The following is a 12601-nucleotide window of genomic DNA, read 5'->3' as shown; positions in this document are numbered from 1 at the left end:
AACCATGCCTAATAAACGATTTGTTATGAGCAAGCCAATATCCTCAATCACAGATGTCGCCACATTGGGAGTAACAAAAGAGGATTTTATTGATGATTTTAAACAATATTATGTTCATTCATTGGGGCGGGATGAGAATTTTCGTTCATCGCCTTTCTATGCCTGTGAAGCACTGTCATTATCCATTCGCGACCGGTTGATGGAGCGCTGGAAAACCACTTATAAAACCTACAACAAAATGGATAGCAGGAAGGTGTACTACCTTTCAATGGAATTTTTGATGGGCAGAACCTTGAGTAATGCGATGCTTAATTTGGGCATTATTGATCCGGCGACTCAGGCTATGCATGATTTGGGTATTGAAATCGAAGAGCTGATTGACAGGGAACTCGATGCCGGACTGGGTAATGGCGGATTGGGGCGGTTGGCCGCCTGTTTTATCGACAGTTGCGCGACATTGCAATTGCCGGCGATAGGTTATGGTTTGCGTTATGAATACGGCATGTTTACCCAAAAAATCGTCAATGGTGAGCAGGTCGAAAAACCGGATCACTGGCTGCGCTACGGCAATGTCTGGGAAGTCGAGCGGCTGGAATATTCACTACGTATCAAGCTTGGCGGCCATACCGAAATTCAGACCGATGAACAGGGCAATCAGAGGGTATGCTGGATTAGCACTAATGATGTGTTGGCCGTCCCTTTTGACACGCCGATACCGGGTTATCAAAACAATACCGTCAACACGTTGCGATTATGGAAAGCCGTGGCGACCGAGGAGTTTAACCTGGATGAGTTTAACGCAGGCGATTATGCCGAATCGGTAGCCGCAAAAGTCATTGCAGAGCACATTACCATGGTGCTGTATCCCAATGACGCCAATGAAAACGGCAAGGAATTGAGGCTGCGGCAACAGTATTTTCTCGCTTCAGCCAGCTTGCAGGACGTTCTCTCTCATTGGACCAGACAGCACGGCCATGATTTCAGCAATTTTGCCAAAAAAAGCTGTTTTCAGTTAAACGATACCCATCCGAGCATAGCCATTGCCGAATTGATGCGGCTGTTAATGGATGTGTATGGCCTGTCATGGACTACCGCCTGGGGAATTACCCGGCAAACCATGGCTTACACCAATCATACCCTGTTGCCTGAAGCACTGGAAAAATGGTCGGTCAAGCTTATGCAAAGATTGTTGCCAAGATTGATGGAGGTTATTTTTGAAATCAATGCCCACTTTATGTCGGAAGTCGCAGCGCATTGGCCCGGCGACAGAGCCAGATTGGGCAGAATGTCGATTATCGAGGAAGGCGAAGAGCAGCAGGTACGCATGGCTTATCTCGCGATAGTCGGCAGTTTTTCGGTCAATGGCGTCGCCCAATTGCATTCGCAGTTATTGCAGCAGGGCTTGTTTCGCGATTTTTATGAATTATGGCCGCACAAGTTTAACAATAAAACCAACGGCGTAACCCCACGTCGCTGGCTGGCTTCTTGTAATCCCGAGTTAGCTGCGCTGATAACCGAAACTATCGGCGACGGCTGGATAACCCATCTGGACGAATTAAAAAAGCTGGCGCCTTTTGCCGAGGATGTCACATTCAGGAATCGTTGGCGCGCGATAAAACAACGCGCAAAGCAGCGCCTGATTGCGCACAGAAAGCAGCAAAATGAGGGACCTGATTTAAATCCTGATGCACTGTTCGATATACAGGTTAAACGCATCCACGAATACAAGCGTCAGATCTTAAATGTCCTGCACGTGATTCATCTTTATGACCGCATTAAACGCGGCGAGACGCTGAACTGGGTTGCGCGTTGCGTATTGATAGGCGGTAAGGCCGCACCCGGTTATGCGATGGCAAAAAGAACCATTAAATTAATCAATAACGTCGCCCAAGTCATTAATTCGGACCCCGATGTCGGCGATAAGTTAACCCTATATTTTTTACCCGATTACCGGGTTTCAGGGATGGAGATGATCTGCCCTGCGGCCGACCTTTCCGAGCAGATTTCTACCGCAGGCAAAGAAGCTTCCGGTACCGGCAATATGAAACTGATGATGAACGGCGCGCTCACTATCGGAACACTGGATGGCGCTAATATTGAAATAAGGGAAGAAGTCGGCGATGAAAATTTTTTCCTGTTCGGGCTGACCGAAGAGCAAATCGAAACCAGGCGGCAGCATTACGATCCCGTTGCGATCATTGATCAGGATGACGATTTGCAACGGGTGATGAACCTGCTGGAAAGCGCGCATTTTAATCAGTTTGAACCGGGAATTTTCGACGACCTTATCGCATCCGTTAAAAGCAAGTATGATCCGTGGATGACGATTGCAGATTTTAGAAGTTATATCGATGCGCAAAAACGCGTGGAAGCCGCCTATCAGGATAAAGACCATTGGACTCGTATGAGCATATTGAATTGTGCAAACAGTGGCAAATTTTCTACGGACAGGACCATCAACGACTATAACAAAGATATCTGGAAACTGGAGCCAGTGCCTGTGCAATATCCCTAAAATATTGCTCTAGCCGAAGCTCTATCAGTGCAAGACAAGAAAAGCAACGATAAAAACTTCGTGTCTTTGTGGTGCATTAATCAATCTATTTACACTCATATTATTGTTGATGACAATCAAGCCTGCGCTGTACTATGCAGCACCCGATTAATTACCTTGAAACTATTATGAAGACAGACAGTACCGCCATTAAAAAACGATATGACCGCATTGCTCCGTATTTCGAGGGTATGGAAGCGGTCATGGAAGGGTTGTTTTTTAAAAGCTGGCGGGAAAAATTATGGGCCAAAGTTGAGGGCCATCATGTTCTTGAAGTCGGCGTGGGGACGGGCAAGAATTTTGACTATTATCCCAAGGACGCCAGGATAACCGCGATTGATTTTAGCGAACAAATGCTAAAGCAGGCGGAGCAGAAACGGGACAGGAAAAACGCCAATGTTGAGCTGGAGTTAATGGATATCCAGTCTTTATATTTTGCCGATAACAGTTTCGATACGGTGATTTGTTCCTTTGTTTTTTGTTCGGTACCGTCGGCGGCAAAAGGATTGAAAGAGCTTTACCGGGTATGCAAACCGGGCGGACAAGTTTTATTACTGGAACATGTGTTAAGCTCAAATCCGGTAATTGCGGCTGTCATGAACCTGCTTAACCCTGTGGTTGTCGCGCTGGTTGGAGCAAACATTAACAGGAATACCGTCAAAAACGTTAAAGCCTGCGCTTTTACCTCGGTGCATGTTGATCAACGCAGCAGTGATATTATCAAGCTGATTGAAGCCAGAAAATAACGGATATTAAACTTTTTAACTGGATAGTTGCCAAATTGGGTAAAATACAATGAATTTTTGGATTAGTTTATTTAAGTGAAGCCACAATTAGAAAATCTGGTACAGACGCCGATCCCAACCAAACACGGCGAATTTATCCTGCATTATTACAGCAATACCATCGATGACAAAGAGCATGTCGCCTTGGTTAAAGGCGATGTTGCGGGCAAAGAACATGTGCCGGTACGCATTCATTCCGAATGTTTTACCGGTGACGTCTTAGGTTCAAGGCGTTGCGATTGCGGCGAACAGCTGGATATGGCGCTGCAAATTATCGATAAAGCCGGTTTCGGTATCTTGATTTATCTGCGTCAGGAAGGACGCGGCATCGGCTTGTTGAAAAAACTACAGGCTTATAATTTACAGGATCAGGGTATGGATACGGTTGATGCGAATATCCATTTGGGCCATCTTGCCGACGAAAGGGAATACAATATTGCCGCTTTGATGCTGGAAAACCTGAACGTAAAATCGATCGAGCTGATCACCAACAACCCCAAGAAAATAGAAGAGCTGAAAAAACTCGGTATTAACGTGGCAGGCCGTATTCCGGTTGAGTCCGTGGCTCACGATGACAACGTCGGTTATTTAAAAACCAAAGCAAAAAAAATGGCGCACATGCTGTTCGAGTCCAAAAAAGACTAAAGTAGCGTCTAGCGATTTGACTCGCCTAACACCGTTTCAACCAGTTTTACCCAATAAGCTGTGCCGATCGCCAATATCTCATCATTAAAATCATAATGCGGATTATGCAGCAGACAGCTGTTTTCGGAAGAGCCATTGCCTATCCAGGCATAGCAGCCGGGTTTTTCCTGCAACATAAATGCAAAATCTTCCGAACCCATGCAGGGTGACGGTTGACGATCGACACAATCATCACCGGCTACAGCCAGTGCTGCTTGCAGCGCCAGTTCCGTTTCAGCTTCCGCATTAAAAGTCACCGGGTAGCCTGGATTTTCCGGGTTGAATTTGATCTCTGCGCTGACTTCAAAACCCTCGCAAGTTGCATTGACCAGCCGGGTGATTTTATCGGCAATGGTTTTTTGAGTTTCGCTGCTAAAGCAACGGAAAGTGCCTCTTAACAGAACCGATTCCGGTAGCGCATTCCAGGTATTGCCTGCATGGACCTGGGTAATGCTGACCACTGCCGGATCGGCCGGATTAACAGTTCGACTGACAATAGTCTGTAACGAGGTAATCAACTGGGCCGACGCGACTATTGCATCATTGCCCAAATGCGGCATTGCGGCATGGGTCGCTTGTCCGCTGATAATGATTTCAAAGCAATCGAATGACGCCATCATCGCGCCGGATTTAACCGCAAAATGCCCTGGTGGAATATCGGGGAAATTATGCAGCCCGAAAACGCAGTCGGCCGGAAATTTTTCAAACAAGCCGTCATTAATCATCCGTTCGGCTCCGGCGCGGCCTTCTTCGGCAGGTTGGAAAATAAAATACACTGTGCCGTTAAAGTTGCGATGTTCGGCTAAATAACTTGCCGCACCCAGCAGCATCGCCGAATGGCCGTCATGGCCACAGGCATGCATTTTGCCGTCATGGCGGGATTTGTAGGCAAAAGTATTCTTCTCCTGAATGAACAAGGCATCCATATCGGCGCGCAAAGCTATTTTCTTAGCGCCGTTCCCGGCAGTCAGCGTTGCGACAACGCCAGTTTCGCCTAATCCCTGATGAACTTCCAAGCCGAAACTCGCCAGCTTATCGGCAATAAATTCAGCGGTTTGTATTTCCTCAAAAGCGGTTTCAGGAAATTGATGCAGATGCTGCCGCCACTGTCGCATTTGTGCATGCAGCTGCTGGATATCGTTTGCGATAGACATGGAAACTCACGTGAACTTGATGATGGCTACTATGCTACAACTAAGTTTTGATAAACCGTAAGGATTTTTAGCAAGGCGCTTCGTGATCCATAAGCTCGATACTGAAATGCCATGCTGCGTCTTATGTTTGAACAAGCGTAGTTCAGGAATCCCGTCCTTTTTTAATTTCAACTTTATATCTGCTGACAAGTTTTTACGGAAGAGCATAGGGTTATTTTCTCGTACAATACGGCAAGATGGGAGAGTTTTACAAAGCTAGGAAACTAAGGTGGTTTTAACAACTATCTGAATTATATTCATCGAAGTTCATATCATACATGGCTGGTTACGGCGAGGATTGCCGACTGGCCGCATTCGTGTTTTCATCGATTTGTGGAACAGGGTGTTTACCCGGTTAACTGCTGCCGTTTTGGCGATTTCAGTATTCATGCAAGCAAATGACTTAAAGGATGCATTTCATTCCGCAGAATACGCTGTCCGGGTAGCATGTGATAAGCGTGATGGGTTGTAGGAACGAACATCATGACCTCGATGAAGAAAGAGGCGGATGATGCCGCTATTCCAGCGGACCAGGTTCAAGCAGCTCTTGAGACGATTTTGGCAAGTAGGGTATTTATTAATGCCCCGCGCATGTGCCGTTTGTTGCGCTTTTTGGTCGAGAAGGCGATCTCCGGCGCTGTCCGGGATACCAGCGAATATGCTATTGGCATAGAGGTCTTTGACCACGATCCATCTGCTTATAGCACCAGTGAAGATCCTGTTGTCCGGGTTCAGGTTGGTCGTTTGCGCAAAAAGCTTAAAGTTTATTATGCAATCTTGGGAGCCGACTCCAGCATCGAAATATCTATTCCGATAGGCAGTTACATGCCGGTTATTCAACGCAAAAGTGTTCTGGATATCGCTCCCAAGCAATCCGGCATATTGGCAATCCACCCATTTAAATGTATTTCGCATCATCAGGATGCCGTAAATTTCACGCAAGGTTTGAATGAGGAACTTATGCATCAGTTATTTAAAGCATTTGGGAAAATAATTGTAACATATTCATTTGTCACATCCGGCGATGCCGACTATGAAAGCTGGATTTTAAAAGATATTTACGGTGCCGGCGTAAAGCACTTACTCGAAGGAAGCATCCAAATTGACGAAGAACATCTTCGAGCTTCAATTCGTTTGATTGATGTTTCAGCTGGGTGCATAGCTTGGACAGAACAATTTGATCGACGTGTTTTTTTTGCCATTTCACATCAGGAAGAACTTGCCTTATCTATTTGCAGGGCATTAAAGCGTTTTTTTTGTCACCAGTAACGGTGTCTCGCGGGCATTGTATTTCAAAGTCACGCAGCCTCATCAAGCTTGATCAAACCGTTTACGCGGTGATGTTACGGTAACACTGATAGAGCGTTACCGTAACGATACTTACGTTAGACGCCATTATAGCGTTATTGTTTGGCGCGTGATTTTAATTACTAATGTTGTTGAGCTTATTATTTATAGTAAGTTATTGTAAATAACGAGATAAATTCTATTTTCTTATGCGCAGATTGCGTGTATTTACTTGAAATGATGATATTTACTTATACGCCTCTTAAATAAGCTGGGGTAATAACCCCAGCTTATTTTTTATTACATCAATATTCATGAAAAGTAGGCTGTTTTTTTAAAACAGCATGTCAGATTTAATGGCTGGCTCAAATGAATCCAAAATTTTAGATAATTATTAAATGCACTAATTATGAGTATCGTATTTAGAAGTATAAAAGCACGATTAGGTCTGCATTTCATAAACGTGATGGGCCGGTAATGAGCATCATGACTGCAATGAAAAACGGGAAGAATGATGTCAATGCCATTCCTGCGGGTGAGGTTCGGACCGCTCTTGAGACGATTTTGGCAAGCAGTGTGTTTATTAATGCGCCACGCATGTGTCGTTTGTTGAGCTTTCTTGTCGAGAAGGCAATCTCCGGGGCTGTGCGCGACACCAGTGAATATGCTATCGGCATAGAGGTTTTTGATAGAGATCCGGCTGCTTATAGTGTCAGTGAAGATCCTGTAGTCCGGGTTCAGGTCGGCCGATTGCGTGAAAAGCTTAAAGTTTATTATGCGACGTTGGGGTCTGGTTCAGGCATCGAAATATCCATCCCAATAGGTAGTTACATGCCGGTTATCAGGGCTATGAATGCGGTGGATATTGATTTCAAGCAGTGCTGCATGTTGGTAATCCATCCCTTTAAATGTATTTCGTATCATGGAGATAACGTCCATTTCACGCAAGGCTTGAATGAGGAACTTATGCATCAGTTATTTAAAGCATTTGGGAAGATAATTGTACCGCATTCTTTTTTCACGTCAGGCGATACCGATACTGAAAGCCGGACATTAAAAAATGTTTCCAACGCTGGAGCAAACCATCGACTTGAAGGAAGCGTACAAATCGACGCAGAAAGCATTAGAGCCTCAATTCGCGTGGTAGATGTTTCGGTGGGTTGCATTACTTGGTCAGAACAATTTGATCGAGATGCTTTTTTTGCGATTACGCTTCAGGAAGAGCTTGCCTCATCTATTTGCGGCTCATTAAAGAGCTTCTTCGGGCACGAGTAACGGCATCTTCGTTCAAACTAAGCCGTCTTATGCATAGAGGGCCTGTAACATAAAGATTCATTTATTAAGCCGCTGATATTAAATGTTACTGTAACGATACTTATGTTAGAGTCGCTAAGGCTTTATTGTTTAGCCGTGTGATCTTAATTACTGAATACCGGTAACGATGTCACACACAGTAAGTTGACCTGGATAGCTTGAAAATAAACACATACCGATCCTGCTTAGCTTGCAAATTTATTTACATTTACTTTGCCGTTATATTGGGCTGACCTTGAGCACTTGCCAGCCACCAGTGAATATTAGCGACATTAATGAAGTAAAAAACTCAACTTTAATTTTGGAGATAACAATGGCAACACCATACGGCGTCACAATCACTATGAGTGCAAGTACCGTTACAAATCTTATAAACGGCAATTTCAATCTATATGGCTTCAAGGCAGTACAAACTACTCAATCGGGGGGCGCGCCGCTCGTTTGGTTTAAAACGTTAAATTATTCAACCACCACTGCCGTTTCCTGGCAGGAACAGTATCAAGCCTACACGTCTAACAGCAGTATCATTGCAAATGGCCAAATCATAGCAAGCAACTCTAACAATATTAACCTTGGTCAAACCATGAATGTTGCTACGGGCGGGATAGGTACCGTGGTTAATGACGGCACTGATTTAGCCATTTCAATTTTAAACCAAACAACAACCCAATACACATGCGGTATTTCACAAACAGCGACTGACGGTTCGATGAATCCGCTCTGTGCATTTCCGCTGTATGGCGGCAACATGGATGTTATAGCGCCCATCGAGAAAATTTTACTTATGTTCTCCTCTAATCAGATCAACACCGGAACGGTAATCCAAAAAGCTTACAGCCCCGGTATTTTTATCGATCTGACGGCTAATAATAACGTAAATGTGGCATATGATCTTAACGCAGGTTGGTCGTGGGGCGGATATTCATGGGCGCAGTCAGTTACGGCTAACGCATCAATGTCTCCATTGCTCATCCAATCATAGTAGACCGGTTACGCAAAAAATCTCTTTAATATTTCGTATAAATATTGAAGAGAATCATGTGTGTCGGTCGGCTATGTTGAAGTAAGAAATTGAGTCTGGTACAAATCCAGTTCGATTGATTTTGCTCCTCTACCCCCTCATAGCGTACGTCGCCATGAGGGGGTTTCCTTATTCGGTTTTATCGCGCAAAATACATGTCCATAACTTTCTCTGCGTAAGTTGTAATCGGCTGGCGCATTATTTGATTTATTTTTAATGCGTTACATCAAACGGTTGTACAACCTGGCTTGGCGGATATGTGCGGATACGGCGAGTGCTGTGGCGGCAGGAGGGAACCGCTGTTTTTGTAAAAGCTTGTGTTGGACAACCCCGTTAAAAACCACGCAGCCGTTAATGCTTACGACGCCCCAGTCGTCCGGCTTCCACAAAACTGACGACCAATTAACCCGCCGCGATTTCGTAAAGCTTTGCATTTTAGCAACGCAAAAAACGTTGCGTGTTAACTCTCAGCCTTATCTCTTCTGGGGACTACTCGATTTCAGTCCAGCAGTACGTGCCATGTCGAGCCCGGCATATAATGCGACGATTACTATAAATATGAATGCGGATACCATTCAAAAGCTACTCGCAGGCCAATACATTTTATACGGATATAAAGCAGTACAAAGTACGGACAAAGCGGGTAGGCCGTTGGTATGGTTTGATACGCAAAGCTATTCAACGACAACTGTCGTCAGTTGTTCTGATACGTATCGAGTTTACACCTCCAGCAGTCCTATCGTGTCGGGGGAGCAAATAACCGTCGGCTTTTCAACGGATATTTTGTGCGGACAAACATTGCAAGTTATTGATGGAGGGGTTGGGGCGGTTGTCAACATGGGAAATCCTAGCGATGTCTCTATTGCCAACCAAACGACAACAGAATTTACCTGCGGCATAATGCAGGAACAAACTATCAATGGAAATCCTTCGGCTTTTGTACCCTATTGCGCCTTTCCATTGAATGGATTAAATCTCCAGGAAATACGACCTCTTAATAAAATTCTTCTGATGTTCTCTACGGCAAAGACAAATAACGGTACGGTAGTCGTAGATAGCGCAGATAGTACTGCTCTTGCCGGAGCTAATGGGCCGGGGATAATCATAGATTTTAGCGCGATGCCCTCGTGTACGGTCACATACGACGTGAATCTGGGCTGGGACTGGGGCAACTATGCCTGGGCACAACAGATTCCAGCAAATGAGAACCTGACTCCGTGGCTAATCGAATAACACCCACATCTGCCTAATAACGCTTAGATTCAACTCATCAGTGCAAGCGGCACTGATCGGAAAGACAAAGATTAGCCGGGACAACGCAAAACCCAGCGTATTTGTGATGATGGTTGTGGGTTTCAGCTCTCGCCTCGACCCACTATCAAATCCGTTGATGAACTCAAAATACAGCGACAGGAAGCGAAGATTATTACGCAGGTATTAGTACGCCGGGTGCTAAAGGATTTACTTGCCATGGAAACGCATAAAAGCCCGCACCGGCAATGAGTTGAGCCGCAAGCGTCGCAGAACATGCACTTAGGAAAGCTTCTATTACGGCAGCATTATTCGGATTATTTATGACGTTCTGTATGGCTATCAGACACGCTGGGTCGGCTAAATTATTCGCATCCAAATAAGTGAATACCTGTACGTCAACTGCATTACCGGGATAGTTGCCTCGTTGGGCATCTACAGGCGCTCTACAGATATTAACGGGATTCCAGGTCATGATTGAGAAAAAGCCCCCGACTCTCGTTTCCGCATTAGCCGCATCATTGAGTATAACTGGCGTCCCCCAATCAAAAAAGGCGGCTTCCGGTGCGGCAATAGGAAGAGCTTGAAGAGCATTTACATAATTCAGGACCTGTTGAAGCCAAGGCCGAGGAGGGATTTGGTTGTTAATAAAATTAACCACGTCTCCAGCATTGTTACATGCTTCTGACATTGCAATCATTAAAGGATCCAACACGATATTGAGTATGTTTTGAGGAACGATGTGACCTTGATGATCTAATACATTAGTTCCCTCCACCAGTCGGTAATTAAAATTACCCGGGCGACCATAGTTAAACAAAAATGAATCGAAATTGTTGCCTGGTAGCGGATACGGATCCCTATCGCGATAAAGCGGATTCCATCCGTGTATGTTGTCAGTATTGCCAGCCATAATTTAAGCCTCTAAAAAGTTTTAATATTTAATGAAACAAGCACCAGATACGAAACCACAGGCCTGGTGGAGCGGGAAAGGTGGCGGGTACAACTCTGCCATTTTGCTAATTTGAGCTTATGCTGTTTGTACGCTTATGGTATCGGCATTGACTGTGATATTGAGTGTCGTAGGATAACCCCTTGCTTCCACCGTTATTGCTATTTGGGTAGGTTGGGTTGTCTTGTAGACAGTTAATAATGAGTTCCCATCAGCTACATTTTGTGCCGTACCAAAGTTAGCCGTGCCGTTTAGCCCCCACCTGACATCGCCGATTGTCACCGCAGTGGTATTTTGAGCATCGGTTCCGCCAACTATGTTTACTATTACACTTGTTACCATTTCTGTTCCTCACTGAGTGTTATGAGCGGCCATTTAAAAGCCACATTCTGAAATACGGAACACCCATGTCAATTTCAATAAAAACAAGAATCCAGCAAATCAATAAGGTGCAATGGGTCAGACTCGATTGACCTGCGGTAGATTCGGGTTCATTCCTCACATGGTGGTGATTCGTAAGACTTTGAGTTGCGACGAGTCAACCTGAAATGATTTTTGTCTAATCGTTCGCGCTGCTGTCAATCTCGCGTTAAACAATAATGCCTTACCGACTTTAAGGTAAGTATCGTTACGGTAACAGTCTTTAGACGCTAGCGAGGACCCCGTGCGACAAGCGAAGCATAGCAAGGTGAGGGCTGCATATGCTGGCCTAACATAAATAGTCATTCCATTGTTTCAGACTGCCTGCCATAACCTGAACCCTTCCGGAAACCCTGATTTTTCGCCCAGATGTACATCCTGCCATTGGCTGCGCTAACGCGTTTTGATTCCCAAAATTTATATTTTCTTTATAAAATTGAACTTAATCTTTACGGCTTTCTTAAGGCATTTTTATTAACATGTAACTAATTTTTTGATGGCCGGTTTCACCTAAGCGGCTGTTTTTAAAAACCAATAAAACACCGGTTGCCGGAATTAACTCAAGCGTTTTCCTTGCAAGTTGTTACGAGGCGCTTTTATGAATATCAAATTTATTAAAGTTCTTTTGATCATGGTATCGAGCTTTTACGGTTCGGGCTGCATTTTCAAACACATTTCATTCAGTGGATACGCTATCGGGATTGGATACAGATAAGGAGGCCGCCGGCGCGAATGCGAACACTATCGATCGCTATCCGCTACCTTCAAGTAAGGTTTACATCGGATTTTGCCAACGAGAAGGATTGCTTCGGCATCCCGGAGTGATTGCCAAACAACAAATATTACATCGCTACGGAGATTTCTGGGTGCGCTTTGAGATACAGGCGCGTGGCGGTTCGGAGTGGCTTGTGCAGTGTAGCCTGGAAACCGGGAAAATCATCCGTGAGCAGAAGTTGCTCGATGCTTCATCCTGACAGATCGGTGCTGTTGAGCCATAGACGTTCTATCCGTACCTGATACCGAACGGCGACTTGATATTCAATCAAATAACGCACTAAATTAAGCGGATAAAATTTATACGTTGATTAGTAGTTGGCTATAGAACTTTAATGTCAGCATCGATTGATGCGACGAGGTAGC

Annotated in this window: 11 protein-coding genes; 8 read left to right on the top strand and 3 right to left on the bottom strand. The window is 44.9% G+C overall.

Features of this window, described 5'->3' with window-relative positions:
* Positions 1-4: 4 nt before the first annotated feature.
* The 3 genes from V7051_RS03035 (at position 5) to ribA (ending at position 3984) form a co-directional block, all read left to right on the top strand.
* Positions 5-2515 (top strand): glycogen/starch/alpha-glucan phosphorylase, encoded by a 2511-nt coding sequence (locus V7051_RS03035; RefSeq protein WP_333873414.1) that lies wholly within the window; start codon positions 5-7, stop codon positions 2513-2515.
* 167 nt (positions 2516-2682) lie between these two features.
* A complete protein-coding gene (locus V7051_RS03030) occupies positions 2683-3300 on the top strand; it encodes a class I SAM-dependent methyltransferase (protein WP_333873413.1) in 618 nt (205 codons plus the stop codon).
* Between the two features lie 75 nt (positions 3301-3375).
* Positions 3376-3984 carry a GTP cyclohydrolase II gene (gene ribA / locus V7051_RS03025; RefSeq protein ID WP_333873412.1) on the top strand — a complete coding sequence of 203 codons (609 nt, stop codon included), beginning with the start codon at positions 3376-3378 and terminating at the stop codon, positions 3982-3984.
* Between the two features lie 8 nt (positions 3985-3992).
* Here the strand turns inward: ribA and V7051_RS03020 are convergent, their stop codons facing one another.
* Complete coding sequence (locus tag V7051_RS03020; RefSeq protein ID WP_333873411.1) at positions 3993-5177, bottom strand: M20 aminoacylase family protein; 1185 nt, start codon at positions 5175-5177, stop codon at positions 3993-3995.
* 522 nt (positions 5178-5699) lie between these two features.
* On the opposite strand from V7051_RS03020, the gene V7051_RS03015 reads away from it, so the two are divergent.
* The 4 genes from V7051_RS03015 (at position 5700) to V7051_RS03000 (ending at position 10071) form a co-directional block, all read left to right on the top strand.
* Positions 5700-6485, top strand: a complete 786-nt coding sequence (locus tag V7051_RS03015; RefSeq protein WP_333873410.1) for a hypothetical protein — start codon at positions 5700-5702, stop codon at positions 6483-6485.
* A 495-nt stretch (positions 6486-6980) separates the two neighbouring features.
* Positions 6981-7778 (top strand): hypothetical protein, encoded by a 798-nt coding sequence (locus tag V7051_RS03010; RefSeq protein ID WP_334181119.1) that lies wholly within the window; start codon positions 6981-6983, stop codon positions 7776-7778.
* 352 nt (positions 7779-8130) lie between these two features.
* Entirely contained in the window at positions 8131-8799 is a 669-nt protein-coding gene (locus tag V7051_RS03005) for a hypothetical protein (protein ID WP_333873408.1), read from the top strand.
* 393 nt (positions 8800-9192) lie between these two features.
* Entirely contained in the window at positions 9193-10071 is an 879-nt protein-coding gene (locus tag V7051_RS03000) for a hypothetical protein (protein WP_334181118.1), read from the top strand.
* Between the two features lie 193 nt (positions 10072-10264).
* Here V7051_RS03000 and V7051_RS02995 read toward each other — a convergent pair whose 3' ends face one another.
* Both V7051_RS02995 and V7051_RS02990 read right to left on the bottom strand, forming a co-directional pair.
* On the bottom strand, positions 10265-11002 hold the full coding sequence (locus tag V7051_RS02995; RefSeq protein ID WP_333873406.1) for a hypothetical protein: 738 nt from the start codon (positions 11000-11002) through the stop codon (positions 10265-10267).
* A 117-nt stretch (positions 11003-11119) separates the two neighbouring features.
* Positions 11120-11383 (bottom strand): hypothetical protein, encoded by a 264-nt coding sequence (locus V7051_RS02990; RefSeq protein WP_333873405.1) that lies wholly within the window; start codon positions 11381-11383, stop codon positions 11120-11122.
* Positions 11384-12162: 779 nt separating this feature from the next.
* Here V7051_RS02990 and V7051_RS02985 point away from each other — a divergent pair.
* Positions 12163-12435 carry a hypothetical protein gene (locus V7051_RS02985; RefSeq protein ID WP_333873404.1) on the top strand — a complete coding sequence of 91 codons (273 nt, stop codon included), beginning with the start codon at positions 12163-12165 and terminating at the stop codon, positions 12433-12435.
* Positions 12436-12601: the final 166 nt, after the last annotated feature.

It is taken from the genome of Methylobacter sp., assembly GCF_036845245.1.
Taxonomy (GTDB): Bacteria; Pseudomonadota; Gammaproteobacteria; order Methylococcales; family Methylomonadaceae; genus Methylobacter_A.
Note: the sequence above shows the minus strand (reverse complement) of the source record. Positions and strands in the feature narration are given on the sequence as shown.